The sequence below is a fragment of the Pantoea sp. VS1 genome, from assembly GCF_002207995.1.
GTDB lineage: Bacteria > Pseudomonadota > Gammaproteobacteria > Enterobacterales > Enterobacteriaceae > Pantoea > Pantoea dispersa.
The window spans coordinates 1-15,479 of the sequence record NZ_NHZE01000020.1 but is presented as its reverse complement, the minus strand read 5'-3'; the positions used below and the strand labels follow the sequence as shown (position 1 = coordinate 15,479).

Here is a 15,479-nt window from a genome sequence, read left to right as displayed (position 1 = left end):
CGGCGGGCCGGTGACGCTCAGGATTGCTGTTTTTCCGCATCGGTCAGGTAACGCACCTTACGCGTGTAATCCTGGCCTTTGAAGCTCAGCGGCTGGTGCGGATCCTGCAAATATTTTTGCCATTCACTTAAGGGAAAGCCGCCATGCGCGCCAATCACCTGCGGTGGAATCACGGCCGACTGACCACCAATGCGTTTCGACACCGGCCAGTTAGCCCATTCGCCCAGATTGACCGTGCGGATATCCAGCAGGTCGAGCAGGGCAGCGAGCGGTAGCTGATCGGTTGGCGGCTGGTCGTCGTTCATCAATTCCCAGGTATCATTAAATAACGTCAGCCACAGCGGACAAATACGCTGCCATGTGCGACGGGAGGCCGCTAGGTAGGCGCCATTCACGTGATCCTGCAAATAAGGGCGAACGGTGTGGTGGTAATAGGCCGGAATATGTTCTTCTGGCGCGCCGGCCAGTTTGGCGATCATCTTGCCCTGACGGAAGCTGCTGTACAGATGATGCTCACGCATCGCAATATCCGGCGTTTTTAATAAATTGAGATCGGAATCGATCATCAATATACCTTCACCGGTCGCCTGCAAGGGGGCCTGAAGTTTAATCAGGCGGCTGCGGTAGATCTGTTTATAGCGGTAGTTTTCTTCACGAAACGGCACCTCCAGCGTCACCACGCGCACGCGTGCCGGCAGCGGCGGAAAAGCGCTGGAAGGCTGATCGCTGACGATGACAATTTCGCTGATGGTGTCGGCGCAGCGGCTGGCAAAATAAGCGCTGAGCACCGCTTCTTCAATGTAATCAGCGCCGGTACAGGGGATGACGACGGAACTGACGGCAATGGTGCCCTGCGCATCCGCCTGCGTGGCGGGAATGTTGTGGCGCGAGAGAATATAGCGACGGTGTTTATTTAAAAAATCAAACATGCTTTTCTCTCTCCATGACGTTTTCCAGAATGTTTTCCACGCCCGACACGTAATGTTCAATGCTGTAGCGCTCGCGCACCCGGGCGGCGGCGGCGGCGATTAAACGCTGACGCAGTGCAGTATCCTGCCACAGCGCGCTAAGATGCTGGCTAAGCTGTTGCGTATTGCCATAGTCAAACAGTAAACCGGTCTCGCCGTGTTGAATTAATTCCGACGTACCGACGACATTCGAACCTATCACCGCCGTATTCACCAGCATCGCTTCCAGCACCACGCGCGGTAGCCCTTCACTGGCTGAGGCAAGAATAAACGTATCGAATGCCGCCAGATAATCCAGTGCGTTATTTTGAAAGCCGGTAAAAATAACCTGCGCGGCAATCCCCTCTTTTTGCGCCAGCTGTTGTAAGTGCTGCTGCTCCGGGCCGGCACCGACGATCACCATTTTCCATTTAGCGGCAGGATGCGCGCGGCTGAATGCACCTAGCGCCTGCAAAATATGATGGTTGGATTTACGCGCAATCAGGGAACCGATGGAGCCGAAAATAAAGGTATCCGCGGGATAATCAAAGCGCTGACGCACCGCCTCACGCACCGGCAACGGCTGATGAATATCGATAGCGTTGGATACGGTAAAGCAGCGCTGCGCATCAACACCGCTTTCGCTTAAGGTGCGGTGTACGCCCTGTGACACGGCAATCACCGCATCACAATGCCGATTAATCATCTTGACCAGCGCATTATTGAGTAACGGATCAATGCGGCAGTGCTGAATTAACGCCACGTGAGTCTGTTCAGCGGCGAGATAGCCTTCAACGTTGGTGCTGGGCTGATTATTCATGTACAGCGCATCATAGCCACCGTCGCGTAAAATCGTCGCGATTTGGCGGGCGTTAGGCTGCATGCGCCACTGGCGATCGATGCGGTCGATGGCGTTTTTTTTCACCGCGCGGTTAAAAAACAGCAGGGTGCGCAGCAACTCTTTGGTGATTTTTGCCCAGAGCGGCTGGCGGCGCTGCGCAATAAATAGCACCGGAATGCCGATCGCGTCTAATACCGATGCAATCGTCTCCTGATTGCCACGCGCATAATTCTGATAAAAACAGCAGGTGATAGCGAAACGCTGGCGATCAATGCGCTTGAGTAATTCCAGCATGCTGTTGGTGCCGCCGCCCCATTCGCGCCCGGTGTCCAGCAGCAGAATTTTCTTTCTGGTTGACGTCATCTGTTCCGATATCCTTGCGCGGAAAAGGTGTGGCGTTAAATAAGGCGCAGCACGCTGCGCCTGATAATCAGAATAGCTGTTTAAGCGACTGCACGAGTGGACTGCCGGTAATGCTCTCTGTCACCACCTCCACCGCACGACTCTGCGGTACGGCAGGCAGCGGCTGTGCAGGCTTACACACGCCCGGCGCACGGAATACCGGGGTGCGCGGTTTCACCGGCGTGCTGGCCGGCGGCGTAGCGCCCTGGCGCAGCGGTTCGTTGAGCAACTGGCTGGGGCGGACGAGGGTGATATCGCCCGGTAGCGTCGGCAACATCTGCTGCAACACCCGTACCGTGGTGGGATGCGGATGGCCAATAGCGATAGCGTAGCCATCACGCTGTGCCAGCCTCACTACGCGGGTGAACTGGGTGCGAATCGCCGCTTCATTCTGGCTGTCGTCGAGGAATACGCGCCGCTTCAGCACCTTAACCTGCGTGCCCTGCGCGGCCGGAACCGACTGGCTGTTGCCAATGGTCATGCTATCGAGGAAGTAGTAGTTGTAGTGATTGAGCACCTGCATCACTTTCTGCATGCCGGGCAGGCTGGAGGTCATTTTGCTGCCCATATGGTTGTTCAGGCCAACCGCATACGGCACTTTGTTGCTGGCTTCACGCACGATGCGCGCGATCTCTTCGCTGCTCATCTCCGGCGTCAGCGTGTCCTTCTCCAGCGGCTGTTTGCTCAGCGGCGCCATCGGCAGGTGAATCAGCACTTCATGACCGCCCTGATGCGCTTTGGTTGCCATATCACGCGCATGAGGCGCATTGGGCAGCACCGCCACAGAAATCGCGGCAGGCATCTGCAGCACTTTATTCTCTTCAGCCGGGCGGTAGCCGAAGTCGTCAATGACGATAGCCAGTTTTCCCGCATGGGCGGCAAAGGTTAAAAACAGCCCGCACAGGGCGGCGCTAAGCTTTTGGGACTGAAACAACACTTATCTTCCTAACCACGGCAGTGGATTGACGGCCTGTCCCTGACGACGAATTTCAAAGTAGAGCGAGGGCGTGCCGCGGCCGCCGCTGGTGCCCACGAGGGCGATAGGCTGTCCTGCCTTCACCTGCGCACCGACGCTCACCAACGCGCTCTGATTGTAGCCATAAAGGCTCATATCGCCTTTACCGTGTTCGACGACCACAACCAGGCCGTAGCCTTGCAGCCAGTCGGCCATCAGCACGCGACCATCAGCAATGGCTTTGACTTCAGTGCCTTCCGGCGCATCAATCACCAGACCTTTCCAGCGCAGTTCGCCCTGCATTGCTTCACCAAAGCGATGTTCAATGCGACCGCGCACTGGCCAGATGGCCTGTCCGCCCGGCCGGCCAAGGCCGCCGGTGCGCGCCATCAGCTCGCGCTCGCTTTGCGTAGGGGAATAGCTGGAGCCTTTGGCTTTTGCCTGGGCCTGACGCTGGCGCACTTTTTCCGCCTCGCGCGCTTCGCGTTGCGCCCGTTCGCGCGCCTCACGTTCGGCCTTGGCGATTTTGTCCTGCAGGCGGCTTTCGTTCTGACGCATCTCGACCAGATCGGCCTGGTCTTTCTCGAGCGCGCTCTCCAGTGCGGACAGCGTTTTCTTGCGTGCGGCGCTGGCGGTTTCCAGTTTGTTCTGTTGCGTCTGCTGCTGCGCTAACAGCGACTTTTGCTGCTCCTGCTTGCCCTGCAGCGCCTGACGCTGCTGCGCCAGTTCCTGCTGAGTCTGCTTAAGCTCATCGATATTTTTCTGCCGGGCGGCATTGAGGTAGCCAAAATAGGCCAGAATACGTTCGCTGCGCTGTGCTTCTTCACCGCCGAGCAGCAGCTGCACGCCGTTGTGCTGGCCCTGACGAAACGCGGCATCCAGCTGCTGCGCCAGCAGTTTTTCCTGCTGTGCCTGCTGCTTTTCCAGCCGGGCAATGGCGGCGGTGGTTTGGGCGATTTCGCCGTTCAGCGCGCTCAGGCTATTGCGGGTTTCACGCAGCTGGCGACTGGCCTGGGCAATCACTTTTTCCTGACTCTGCAGCTGATCGAGCAGCTTACTGCGCTGCAGCTTCTGCGCTTTAACGCTTTTCTCTTTTTCGGCGATGTCCTGCTGAATGGACTTTAGCTGCGTTTTGCTGTCATCGGCGCTATGCGCGGCGATGGGCAACAGCAACGCACCCGCACAAAGCAGGCTGAGGGAGATATCGGACCAGCGAAATGACAACGGAGATGCCGGGTCGTTGTAACGGGTCCTTGTGTGTGTAACGGTCGCTTTTCCCTTCATAGTCGATAATTATTCCACGATGAACAGCCGCTTACCAGTTATCCCGGCCGGGTTTTGCTTTACGAAAGATGTCGGCCACAGCTTACCGGGATAAAGATTGTCTCAATTTTGCGATTAGAACACTTTTTTTGGAAAATGACGCACAAATCGTAACTCTGCCCGCTTCGCGACTGTACATGCGAAGTGGCGCAGGTATACTCAGAACCCTTGTTTTAGCTTATTAGCCCCGGTCTGGAGTCGTTACCCCTCATGCAAGAAATTATGCAGTTTGCAAGCAATCACCCCATCCTTAGTCTGGCATGGGTCGCTTTACTTATTCTGGTGATTGTAACCACCGTTAAAGGTATGTTCTCCAAGGTAAAAACCATCAGCCGTGGTGAAGCAACCCACCTGATCAACAAAGAGGACGCGGTGGTGGTAGACGTTCGTTCACGCGACGACTATCGCAAAGGACACATTTCAGGGGCTATTAACATCGCCGCAGCCGATATCAAAAAAGGCAGCTTCGGCGAGCTGGAAAAGCACAAGTCGCAGCCCATAATTGTGGTATGTGCCACCGGCCAGAGCGCCGCAGAACCGGCAGCCACCCTTAGCGCAGCGGGTTTTGACAAAGTGACCGTGCTGAAAGATGGTGTGAGCGGCTGGAGTGGCGAAAACCTGCCGCTGGTTCGCGGTAAATAACTTCCTGAGGTATCACCGCATGGCTAATGTTGAGATTTACACCAAAGTGACCTGTCCTTACTGCCACCGGGCGAAGGCGTTGCTGGATCAAAAAGGCGTGTCATACCAGGAGATTCCCATTGATGGGGACGCGGTAAAGCGCGAAGAGATGATCAAACGCAGCGGCCGCACCACGGTGCCACAGATCTTTATTGACGCGCAGCACATTGGCGGCTGTGACGATCTCTACGCGCTGGACGGGCGTCAGGGACTCGATCCCTTGCTCCGCGCATAACATTTTCGACCGACAATTTTCACTTAAAGGATTCAGTAACATGTCAGAGCATAGCAGCAACGAAATGCAGTTCCAGATTCAACGCGTTTACACCAAAGACGTTTCATTTGAAGCGCCAAACGCACCTCAGGTTTTCCAGAAAGAGTGGGAACCGGAAGTGAAGCTGGATCTGGACACCGCCTCTTCTCAGCTGGCGGATGAAGTGTATGAAGTCGTGCTGCGCGTTACTGTCACCGCCACCGTGGGCGAAGACACCGCGTTCCTGTGCGAAGTACAGCAGGCCGGTATTTTCACCATCAGCGGTATCGAAGGCACGCAGATGGCACATTGCCTCGGCGCTTACTGCCCGAACATTCTGTTCCCGTATGCGCGTGAATGTGTCACCAGCCTGGTGTCACGCGGTACCTTCCCTCAGCTCAATCTGGCGCCGGTCAACTTTGATGCGCTGTTCATGAATTATCTGCAGCAGCAGGGTGAAGGCGAAGCGCCACGTCAGGATGCCTGATGACTACACTCAACGCTTCGATTAGCGTCATCGGTGCCGGCTCGTACGGCACCGCACTGGCCATTACGCTGGCCCGTAATGGCCATCCGGTGCTGCTGTGGGGCCACAATCCGCAAAGCGTGGCGCAGCTGCAGGCTGACCGATGCAATACCGCTTTCCTGCCCGATGTTCCTTTCCCCGATAATCTCGTTCCTGAAGCCGATCTGGCCCGCGTCGTCAGCGCCAGCCGCGATCTGCTGGTGGTAGTGCCAAGCCATGTGTTCGGCGACGTGCTGATGCAGCTCAAACCGCTGCTGCGTGCCGACTCACGCATTGTCTGGGCGACTAAAGGACTGGAAAAAGAGACCGGACGGCTGCTGCAGGATGTGGCGCGCGAAATCCTCGGCGACAGCATTCCGCTGGCGGTGATTTCCGGCCCGACCTTTGCCAAAGAGCTGGCGGCCGGTTTGCCGACGGCGATTGCGCTGGCGGCCACTGACGCGCAGTTTGCCGACGATCTGCAGCAAAAGCTGCACTGCGGCAAAAGCTTCCGCGTTTACAACAATCCGGACTTTATCGGCGTGCAGCTGGGCGGCGCAGTGAAAAACGTCATTGCGATTGGTGCCGGGATCTCCGACGGCATTGGCTTTGGTGCCAACGCGCGTACGGCACTCATCACCCGCGGTCTGGCGGAGATGAGCCGTCTCGGTGCTGCGCTGGGTGCCGATCCAACGACCTTTATGGGCATGGCGGGTCTTGGCGATCTGGTGCTGACCTGTACCGATAATCAGTCGCGCAACCGCCGTTTCGGCATGATGCTGGGGCAGGGCGAAAGCGTGGATGAGGCGCAACGCATTATCGGACAAGTTGTAGAAGGCTACAGAAACACCAAAGAAGTCAAAGCGTTAGCTGCGCGTGTAGGCGTGGAAATGCCAATAACCGAGCAAATTTATCAGGTATTATATTGCGAAAAATCGGCGCGAGAGGCAGCATTGAGCCTGCTTGGTCGTACAAGGAAGGACGAGAACAGCCAAAGCTAAAGCAGGACGCTTAAGCATTATCACCTGTAGCGCCTAATCGGGCGCTTTTTTATCGGGAGCAAACAGCAATGTCGTCTGAAGAGTTAGAACTGGTCTGGAACCATATCAAAGCCGAAGCCAGAGCGCTGGCCGATTGTGAACCGATGCTGGCCAGTTTTTACCATGCGACCTTGCTCAAGCACGAAAATCTTGGCAGCGCGCTCAGCTACATGCTGGCTAACAAGCTCGCTAACCCGATCATGCCCGCTATTGCCATCCGCGAAATTGTTGAAGAAGCCTATCGTCAGGATCCTGAGATGATTGTCTCGGCCGCGTACGATATTCAGGCGGTGCGTCAGCGCGATCCGGCGGTCGACAAATATTCCACGCCGTTACTCTATCTGAAGGGCTTCCACGCGCTGCAGGCGTACCGTATTGGTCACTGGCTGTGGAAAGAGGGACGGCGCGCGCTGGCGGTGTATCTGCAAAACGAAATCTCGGTCTCTTTTGCCGTGGATATTCATCCGGCGGCGCGCATCGGGCGCGGCATCATGCTGGATCACGCCACCGGTATCGTGATTGGTGAAACGGCTGTGGTGGAAAATGACGTCTCCATTCTGCAGTCGGTCACGCTGGGCGGTACCGGTAAAACCAGCGGCGATCGCCATCCGAAGATCCGTGAAGGGGTGATGATTGGCGCGGGTGCCAAAATCCTTGGCAATATTGAAGTCGGGCGCGGTGCCAAAATCGGCGCCGGTTCGGTGGTTTTGCAGCCGGTGCCGCCCCATACCACGGCGGCCGGCGTGCCGGCGCGCATTGTCGGTAAACCAGCCAGTGACAAACCGTCGATGGATATGGATCAGCATTTCACCGGCGCCGGGTTTGAGTACGGCGACGGCATCTAGCTTTTGATCAGCGCGCCCGCATAATCCAGCTGGCGCCACGCCTCATACACCACCACTGAAACCGCATTCGACAGGTTCATGCTGCGGCTCTCCGCGCGCATCGGAATGCGGATCTTTTGTTCTGCCGGCAACGCATTAAGAATGTCTGGCGGTAAGCCACGGCTCTCCGGGCCAAACAGCAGATAGTCGCCCGGCTGATAGCTGACGGCGCTGTGCGCCGGTGTGCCTTTGGTGGTCAGCGCGAATAAGCGCTGTGGCGCTTCCGCCGCCAGAAAAGCGGCGTAGCTGGCGTGCTTTTTCAGCGCGGTATATTCATGGTAATCCAGTCCGGCGCGGCGCAGGCGTTTATCATCCCAGGCGAAGCCTAACGGCTCAATCAGGTGCAGCTGAAAGCCGGTATTGGCGCACAGGCGGATGATGTTGCCGGTATTTGGCGGGATTTCAGGTTCAAATAAGACAATGTTTAGCATAAGGCCCCCGGAAACGAGGGCCGCAGCATAGCAAATTATTGCCGGGCGGAGTACAGCGGCAGCCACAGCGTCAGGCGCAGACCGCCTAACGGGCTGTCATCGGCTTTCACCCAGCCGCGGTGCTGTTGCACGGCGGTTTCGACAATCGCCAGCCCGAGCCCGGTGCCGCCGGATTCACGGTCACGCGCTTCATCGGTGCGGTAGAACGGACGGAAAATCTGCTCGCGATCTTCCGGGCTGACGCCGGGACCGTCGTCGTCGACGTGCACGGTGATGCCCTGAATATCCACCGCAAAGCTAACGCTGATGTGCGTGTGCGAATAGCGCAGCGCGTTACGCACAATGTTCTCCAGCGCGCTTTCCAGCGCATGCGGGTTACCGTACAGCGGCCACGGACCGGGCGGATACGGCACGTCCATGGTTTTACCCATCTGCTCCGCTTCGAATTTGGCATCTTCCAGCACGCCGTTCCACAGCTGGTTGGCCTTCATCGCTTCGCTCACCAGCGCGTTCTTGTGCTGGGTGCGCGACAGTACCAGTAAGTCGTTGATCATGCCGTCCAGACGCTGCGCTTCGGTCTCAATACGCTCCAGCTCTTTGCCTTCGCCATGACGCCGGCGCAGTAGCGCCGTCGCCAGCTGCAGGCGCGTCAGTGGCGTGCGTAATTCATGGCTGATATCCGACAGCAGACGCTGCTGTGCCGTCATCATGCGTTCGAGCGCGCTCACCATCTGGTTGAAACTGGAGCCGGCAGCGAGAAATTCCTGCGGGCCCGATTCCAGTTCCGGATGCTGACGCAAATTTCCGCTCGCCACTTCATCCGCGGCATGTTTTAGTTTGCGTGCCGGACGCGCCAGGCTCCACGCCAGCCACAGCAGCAGCGGTGAGCTGATTAACATGGTAACGATGAGCAGCAGCAGAGGACGGTCAAACAGCAGGTTGACGAAATCGAGCTGGGAACTGGTGGCGGGACGGATCAGATAGAGCTGGTAATTGTCTTCGCCGTCGCGCACCGCGAAGGGGCCGACCATCTCGACGCGGCCATACTTTTTCTTCTGCGGATGATCGGCATTATCGGACTGGCCGATAAAGTTGCGGATCACCTGCATTTCATTGTGCTGCGCACCGATCACCCGTCCTTCGCTGGTCACCAGCAGCAGGCGCTGACCGGGCGGTGCCCATTTGTCGATGGCGCGAAACAGCCGGCGCCACCACATCAGGTCGTTGGGCGGATCCTGTGACAGCTCCGCCTCAACGTGTTGCTCAATCATGGTGCCCTGGCGCTGTTCGCTCTCCATCAGCGAGGTCATCTGGCGCGAATCGAGTTTGGGCACCATCAGTACCAGCATCAACACCAGCGCCAGGGTGAGCCAGAAGATGGCGAAGATGCGGGTGGTCAAACTTCCAATCATGATGCCGAAACCATCAGATAGCCGCGTCCGCGCAGAGTTTTGAACCACGGATGACCATCACGACGTTCCGGCAGCTTACGACGCAGGTTGGAGATGTGCATATCGATGGCGCGGTCAAACGGCGTCAGGCGCTTGCCCAGCACTTCCTGGCTGAGATGCTCGCGTGACACCACCTGGCCAAGATGCTGCGCCAGTAAGTAGAGCAGGGTGAACTCGGTGCCGGTGAGATCCAGCGTTTCGCTGTCGAAGCTGGCTTCCTGACGGCCCGGATTCAGGCGCAGGCAATCCACTTCCAGCGTCGGTGAGCTGTTATCGTGCTGTTGCTGCTGTTCGCTCCAGTTGGAACGGCGCAGAATCGCACGGATACGCGCCACCAGTTCGCGATCGTTGAACGGCTTTGGCAGATAGTCATCCGCGCCCAGTTCCAGGCCCAGAACGCGGTCCAGCTCGCTACCGCGGGCGGTCAGCATGATGACAGGGGTTTGATGTTGCTGGCGTAGCTCTTTTAACGTGTCGATACCGTTCTTCTTCGGCATCATGACATCGAGCAAAAGCAGGTCGACGGTGTTGTCCAGCAGATTGAGCGCCTGCTCGCCATCGCTGGCGACAATCACCTCAAAACCTTCCATTTCAAGCAGTTCTTTAAGCAGCGAAGTCAATTCGCGGTCGTCATCAACCAACAGGATTTTATTCATTTTTTGTTGCCCTCCGCAGGCAAAATACCGTGTTCCTATAGTGGCAATCCAACGCTTTACGTAGTTTTACACCCCCTGACGGATGTTTGCAGCTGTCGCCGTACACTAGCTCTCGTTGAATCGCAAAACGGAACGAACCGGGAGTAAACGATGCGCTACTTAACCGCCGTCGTCTTTGCCTCAGCGATGGTTCTCAGTCACGCCAGCGCAGAAGCAGCAGACACGACGACGATTGACGAGATGCATCATAACGGCGGATTGACGACAGGCAGTATGACGCAAAATCCGCAAAGCCACATGTTCGATGGCATTGAGCTGACTGAACAACAGCGGCAACAGATGCGCGACCTGATGCAGCAAGCGCGCCATGAACGCCCGGTGTTAAGCGTTCAGGACATAGAAACTATGCATGACCTTGTCATTGCAGACAAATTTAACGAATCGGCTATCCGCCAGCAGGCAGAGAAACAGGCCCGCGAGCAGGTAGAACTGCAAATCGAGATGGCCCGGGTTCGTAATCAGATGTATCACCTGCTAACGCCTGCACAGCAAGCGACATTGCAGAAGAATTTTGAGCGGCGCCTGAATGAAGCGCGTCGGCTCTCCGGATTGCAGCCATCATCACCGCTGCAAGCAGTGAGTAGTACCAGCAGTAACCAGTAACATAGTATCCCTGTTTTCCTTGCCATAGACACCATCCCTGTCTTCCCCGCCATGATGGCGGGGTTTTTTTTGCCCTGAATTCGCGGGCAAATTGCATCCGTTTCGCTATCCTGTCACGCAGTCTGCACGGGACGGTGATAAACTTGAGCCATTTTCCACTGCATGGCGTGCTGCAGCGCCTGACGAGGCAAGGCATGGAACCTTCCTACGCAAAACTGGTAAACCGCGCGGCGCTGGCGGCGACCACGCTGGCAACGCTGTTGCTGATCGTGAAAATTTTCGCCTGGTGGTACACCGGTTCGGTCAGCGTGCTGGCGGCGCTGGTGGATTCGCTGGTCGATATCGCCGCGTCACTGACCAATCTGCTGGTGGTGCGCTATTCATTGCAGCCTGCCGATGACGAGCACACCTTTGGTCATGGTAAAGCGGAATCGCTGGCGGCACTGGCGCAAAGCATGTTTATCTCCGGATCGGCGCTGTTTCTGTTTCTTACCGGGCTGCAGCATCTGGCCACACCGGAAACGCTGCGCGCGCCGCTGGTGGGCGTAGTCGTGACGCTGATCGCCCTCAGCTCCACGCTGGTGCTGGTCGCTTTTCAGCGCTGGGTGGTGCGGCGTACCCGCAGCCAGGCGATACGCGCGGACATGCTGCATTATCAGTCGGATGTGGTCATGAACGGTGCGATTCTGGTGGCGCTGGGCTTAAGCAGTTATGGTTTTAAGCGTGCGGATGCGCTGTTTGCGCTCGGCATCGGCGTATATATCCTCTATAACGCGCTGCGCATGGGCTATGAAGCGGTGCAGTCGCTGCTCGATCGTGCGCTGCCGGAGCAGGAAAAACAGGCGATTATCGCGCTGGTAAGCCACTGGCCCGGCGTGCGCGGTGCCCATGCGTTACGTACGCGGCAGTCTGGCCCGACGCGGTTTATTCAGCTTCATCTGGAGATGGACGATCATCTCCCGCTGGTGCAGGCGCATCAGGTGGCCGATCAAATTGAGCAGGCATTACGGCAAAAATTTCCCGGCTCAGATGTGATCATTCATCAGGACCCCTGTTCTGTCGTGCCGCAAAATCAGCAGGGTTTTTTTCAGTTTTAGCCGTTATAAAACATAGCATTGCGTGAAAAAAATGACGTAACGCTAACAACTCTGTAAAAAATTAGCGAAAACTTGTCTGACCTGAATCAATTCAGCATCAAGCCTTTGATATACTATCTGCAACTATTAAGCCGTGCGATCGCGAGCTGGTCCACACCGGTCGACAGGCAGGAATAATCCTTAGTTTTGAACAATCCAGAGGTTGTCATGATCAAAAAAATCGGAGTACTGACCAGCGGCGGCGACGCCCCAGGCATGAACGCAGCCATTCGCGGAGTTGTCCGTTCCGCGCTGAGTGAAGGCCTTGAAGTTTTTGGTATTTATGACGGCTATCTGGGTTTGTACGAAGACCGCATGATCAACCTCGACCGCTACAGCGTGTCGGACATGATTAACCGCGGCGGCACCTTCCTCGGCTCGGCGCGTTTCCCGGAGTTCCGCAACGAAGAAGTGCGTCAGGTCGCGATCGAAAACATGAAAAAGCGCGGCATTGATGCGCTGGTGGTAATCGGCGGTGACGGTTCTTACATGGGTGCCAAACGCCTGACCGAAATGGGTTTCCCGTGCATTGGCCTGCCGGGCACCATCGACAATGACGTCGCCGGTACCGATTACACCATCGGTTATTTCACCGCGCTGGAAACCGTAGTTGAAGCGATTGACCGTCTGCGCGACACCTCTTCTTCGCATCAGCGTATCTCCATCGTAGAAGTGATGGGCCGCTACTGCGGTGACCTGACCTTGGCGGCGGCCATCGCCGGTGGCTGTGAGTTCATCGTGCTGCCTGAAATCCCTTACACGCGCGAAGAGCTGGTGGCAGAAATCCAGGCTGGCATTGCGAAAGGTAAAAAACACGCCATCGTGGCGATCACTGAACACATCTGTGACATCGACGATCTGGCGCACTTTATTGAAGCGGAAACCAAGCGTGAAACCCGTGCCACCGTGCTCGGCCACATCCAGCGTGGCGGTGCGCCATGCGCTTACGACCGCATTCTGGCATCACGCATGGGCGCTTATTCAATTGAGCTACTGCTGCAGGGCTACGGCGGTCGCTGCGTGGGTATTCAGAACGAGAAGATGGTGCATCATGACATCATCGACGCTATCGAAAACATGAAGCGTCCGTTCAAGCGCGACTGGCTGGATACCGCGAAAAAACTCTACTAATCAACGATAAATCGGGCGCGATCGCTTTCGCGCCCTTTTTTATGCCTTGCTATATTCCCCATAGTTATAACAGCTTATTTTTAATTCTTTAATCCATGGATTGCTTTGTGTCAGTCTTGTTCTATAACGACCTCGGGAGAGCAAGCAATGAACAAGTGGAGTATTGGTGTCACCCTGTTACTGGCTTCAACCAGTGTTCTGGCAAAGGATATTCAGCTATTAAACGTCTCTTACGATCCAACCCGTGAGTTGTACGAGCAGTACAACAAAGCGTTTAGCGCGCACTACAAGCAGGAAACCGGCGATAACGTGGTGATCCGCCAGTCGCACGGCGGTTCGGGTAAGCAGGCGACGTCCGTGATCAATGGCATCCGCGCGGATGTGGTGACGCTGGCGCTGCAGTCCGACGTGGATGCTATTGCTGACCGTGGTCGTATCGATAAAAACTGGATCAAGCGTCTGCCGGACAACTCGGCACCTTATACTTCCACCATCGTGTTCCTGGTACGCAAAGGCAATCCTAAAGGCATTCATGACTGGCCGGATCTGATTAAGCCAGGCGTTTCCGTGATCACGCCAAACCCGAAAACCTCCGGCGGCGCACGCTGGAACTATCTGGCGGCCTGGGGCTGGGCGCTGGACCAGAACCACGGTGACCAGGCCAAAGCGCTGGCTTACGTCCGGGCGCTGTTCAAAAACGTTGAAGTGCAGGATTCCGGTGCACGTGGCGCGACCAACACCTTCGTTGAGCGCGGTATCGGTGATGTGCTGATTGCATGGGAAAACGAAGCCTATCTGGCCGTTGATAAGCTGGGCAAAGACAAGTTTGAAATCGTTACGCCGAGCGAATCGATCCTCGCCGAACCGACGGTCTCCGTGGTCGATAAAGTGGTGGATGAGCAGGGCACGCGTAAGGTGGCGGAAGAGTATCTGAAATATCTCTACTCACCGGAAGGCCAGACCATCGCGGCGCAAAACTTCTATCGCCCGCGCGATCCTGAGGTGGCGAAGAAGTTTGCCAGCAGCTTCGCGCCGGTTAAGCTGTTCACCATCGATGACAAGTTTGGCGGCTGGAGCAAAGCGCAGAAAGCACACTTTGCCGACGGCGGCAGCTACGATCAGGTCATGAAACCGTAACCGCGTTTTCATCATGACGAAACGGTCAGCCCTGCGCTGGCCGTTTTGTTTTACGGCGCGGAAAAAGCCGTGACTTTCCGCTGGCGACAGGTGAGGATGCTGACAGCTCATCACTGAGGATCTGGCCATGCAGGCGCGCCGCCGTAGTGTTACGTTGCTGATTATCGCGTTCATCCTTCTGATTGCCGGGCTGATCGCCGGTGCGGTGCATTTGCATAAAAACGCCGACGCGCTGTGGCAGATTGTCAGCGAAAAGTGCGTACCGGACATGACGCAACGCGGTAATCCTGCCCCCTGTCAGCAGGTCAATCTGGCGCAGGGTTACGTCACGCTCAAAGATCTGAATGGCCCGCTGCAATATCTGCTGATGCCGATAGCGAAAATCACCGGCATGGAGAGCCCAATCCTCCTCGAACCCACTACGCCGAACCTGTTTGCTGCCGCCTGGCAGCAGCGCCGCCTGCTGGCACAGAAGCGCGGTGCGCCTGTCGACGACCGCGTGCTGTCGCTGGCCATCAACGCGCAGTATGGTCGTACGCAGAATCAGCTGCACATTCATATCTCCTGCCTGCGACCGGATGTGCGTCAGCAGCTGGATACGCTGGCACCGAAGCTGAATGCGCAGTGGCAGACGGCAACGCTGCTGCGGCATACCTGGCTGATTCGCACGCTGAGCACCGCCGAACTGGCGCAGCAGAGCGTGTTTATCCGGCTGGCTGAGGAGGTGCCGCATGCACGCGGTGAGATGGGCAAATACGGGCTGGCGCTGGCCCAGCTGCCGGATGGACGCCTGGCGCTGCTGGCGCTGGAGCGCAACTGGCTAAAGCTGAATCGCGGTTCGGCGGAAGAACTGCAGGATCACCAGTGCCGTTTGCTGGAGTGAGTGGCATCGCGACCGATTAAGGCAATAAAAAAGGCGGCTCATCAGCCTAATGCTTGTCAGTTAAGCTTTTAAGGACGCCGCAGCGGATAACGCTGCGGTTTCTTTTTTACCGCCCGCGGATAATGCCGCTGACGACGGCCGGGTAATACGAAGCTTCCCG

17 protein-coding genes are annotated in these 15,479 nt (G+C 56.8%); 10 read left to right on the top strand and 7 right to left on the bottom strand.

The window, feature by feature from the left end:
* Positions 1-17: 17 nt before the first annotated feature.
* The 4 genes from CBW22_RS11310 to envC form a co-directional block, all read right to left on the bottom strand.
* Positions 18-929 carry a hypothetical protein gene (locus CBW22_RS11310; protein WP_088516666.1) on the bottom strand — a complete coding sequence of 304 codons (912 nt, stop codon included), beginning with the start codon at positions 927-929 and terminating at the stop codon, positions 18-20.
* Positions 922-2,151, bottom strand: coding sequence for a glycosyltransferase (locus CBW22_RS11305; RefSeq protein ID WP_088516665.1), 1,230 nt, complete (start codon positions 2,149-2,151; stop codon positions 922-924). Before CBW22_RS11305 ends, CBW22_RS11310 begins: the two co-directional genes overlap by 8 nt.
* Positions 2,152-2,218: 67 nt before the next feature.
* Positions 2,219-3,124, bottom strand: a complete 906-nt coding sequence (locus CBW22_RS11300; RefSeq protein ID WP_088516705.1) for a divergent polysaccharide deacetylase family protein — start codon at positions 3,122-3,124, stop codon at positions 2,219-2,221.
* A 3-nt stretch (positions 3,125-3,127) separates the two neighbouring features.
* Positions 3,128-4,429 (bottom strand): murein hydrolase activator EnvC, encoded by a 1,302-nt coding sequence (envC, locus tag CBW22_RS11295; protein ID WP_088516664.1) that lies wholly within the window; start codon positions 4,427-4,429, stop codon positions 3,128-3,130.
* A 249-nt stretch (positions 4,430-4,678) separates the two neighbouring features.
* On the opposite strand from envC, the gene CBW22_RS11290 reads away from it, so the two are divergent.
* The 5 genes from CBW22_RS11290 to cysE all read left to right on the top strand — a co-directional run bounded on the left by CBW22_RS11290 (position 4,679) and on the right by cysE (position 7,792).
* Positions 4,679-5,110, top strand: coding sequence for a rhodanese-like domain-containing protein (locus CBW22_RS11290; protein ID WP_058759412.1), 432 nt, complete (start codon positions 4,679-4,681; stop codon positions 5,108-5,110).
* A gap of 19 nt (positions 5,111-5,129) precedes the next feature.
* Positions 5,130-5,384, top strand: coding sequence for a glutaredoxin 3 (grxC, locus tag CBW22_RS11285; protein WP_010616518.1), 255 nt, complete (start codon positions 5,130-5,132; stop codon positions 5,382-5,384).
* A 40-nt stretch (positions 5,385-5,424) separates the two neighbouring features.
* Positions 5,425-5,889: a protein-export chaperone SecB gene (secB, locus tag CBW22_RS11280; protein ID WP_021507054.1), complete on the top strand. Its 465-nt coding sequence runs from the start codon at positions 5,425-5,427 to the stop codon at positions 5,887-5,889.
* Positions 5,889-6,908, top strand: coding sequence for an NAD(P)H-dependent glycerol-3-phosphate dehydrogenase (gene gpsA, locus CBW22_RS11275; RefSeq protein WP_059010949.1), 1,020 nt, complete (start codon positions 5,889-5,891; stop codon positions 6,906-6,908). Before secB ends, gpsA begins: the two co-directional genes overlap by 1 nt.
* 68 nt (positions 6,909-6,976) lie before the next feature.
* Positions 6,977-7,792, top strand: coding sequence for a serine O-acetyltransferase (gene cysE / locus CBW22_RS11270; RefSeq protein ID WP_021507052.1), 816 nt, complete (start codon positions 6,977-6,979; stop codon positions 7,790-7,792).
* On the opposite strand, the gene trmL is transcribed toward cysE, so the two are convergent.
* From trmL to cpxR, 3 genes are read right to left on the bottom strand one after another with little or no spacing between them, the layout of a single operon-like run.
* Positions 7,789-8,262: a tRNA (uridine(34)/cytosine(34)/5-carboxymethylaminomethyluridine(34)-2'-O)-methyltransferase TrmL gene (gene trmL, locus CBW22_RS11265; RefSeq protein ID WP_088516663.1), complete on the bottom strand. Its 474-nt coding sequence runs from the start codon at positions 8,260-8,262 to the stop codon at positions 7,789-7,791. The two genes, cysE and trmL, sit on opposite strands and share 4 nt — an antisense overlap.
* Positions 8,263-8,297: 35 nt before the next feature.
* Entirely contained in the window at positions 8,298-9,674 is a 1,377-nt protein-coding gene (gene cpxA, locus CBW22_RS11260) for an envelope stress sensor histidine kinase CpxA (RefSeq protein ID WP_031279625.1), read from the bottom strand.
* Positions 9,671-10,369, bottom strand: coding sequence for an envelope stress response regulator transcription factor CpxR (cpxR, locus tag CBW22_RS11255; RefSeq protein ID WP_007885339.1), 699 nt, complete (start codon positions 10,367-10,369; stop codon positions 9,671-9,673). Before cpxR ends, cpxA begins: the two co-directional genes overlap by 4 nt.
* 150 nt (positions 10,370-10,519) lie before the next feature.
* Between cpxR and cpxP the strand changes: the two genes are divergently transcribed.
* The 5 genes from cpxP (at position 10,520) to CBW22_RS11230 (ending at position 15,319) form a co-directional block, all read left to right on the top strand.
* Positions 10,520-11,032, top strand: coding sequence for a cell-envelope stress modulator CpxP (gene cpxP, locus CBW22_RS11250; protein WP_021507049.1), 513 nt, complete (start codon positions 10,520-10,522; stop codon positions 11,030-11,032).
* A 194-nt stretch (positions 11,033-11,226) separates the two neighbouring features.
* The gene (fieF, locus tag CBW22_RS11245; RefSeq protein WP_088516662.1) at positions 11,227-12,129 is read left to right on the top strand and encodes a CDF family cation-efflux transporter FieF; all 903 of its coding nucleotides are present in this window, start codon (positions 11,227-11,229) and stop codon (positions 12,127-12,129) included.
* Between the two features lie 207 nt (positions 12,130-12,336).
* Positions 12,337-13,299 carry a 6-phosphofructokinase gene (pfkA, locus tag CBW22_RS11240; protein ID WP_021507047.1) on the top strand — a complete coding sequence of 321 codons (963 nt, stop codon included), beginning with the start codon at positions 12,337-12,339 and terminating at the stop codon, positions 13,297-13,299.
* A 147-nt stretch (positions 13,300-13,446) separates the two neighbouring features.
* A complete protein-coding gene (locus CBW22_RS11235; protein ID WP_021507046.1) occupies positions 13,447-14,436 on the top strand; it encodes a sulfate ABC transporter substrate-binding protein in 990 nt (329 codons plus the stop codon).
* A 127-nt stretch (positions 14,437-14,563) separates the two neighbouring features.
* Positions 14,564-15,319 (top strand): CDP-diacylglycerol diphosphatase, encoded by a 756-nt coding sequence (locus CBW22_RS11230; RefSeq protein ID WP_058781661.1) that lies wholly within the window; start codon positions 14,564-14,566, stop codon positions 15,317-15,319.
* Positions 15,320-15,479: the final 160 nt, after the last annotated feature.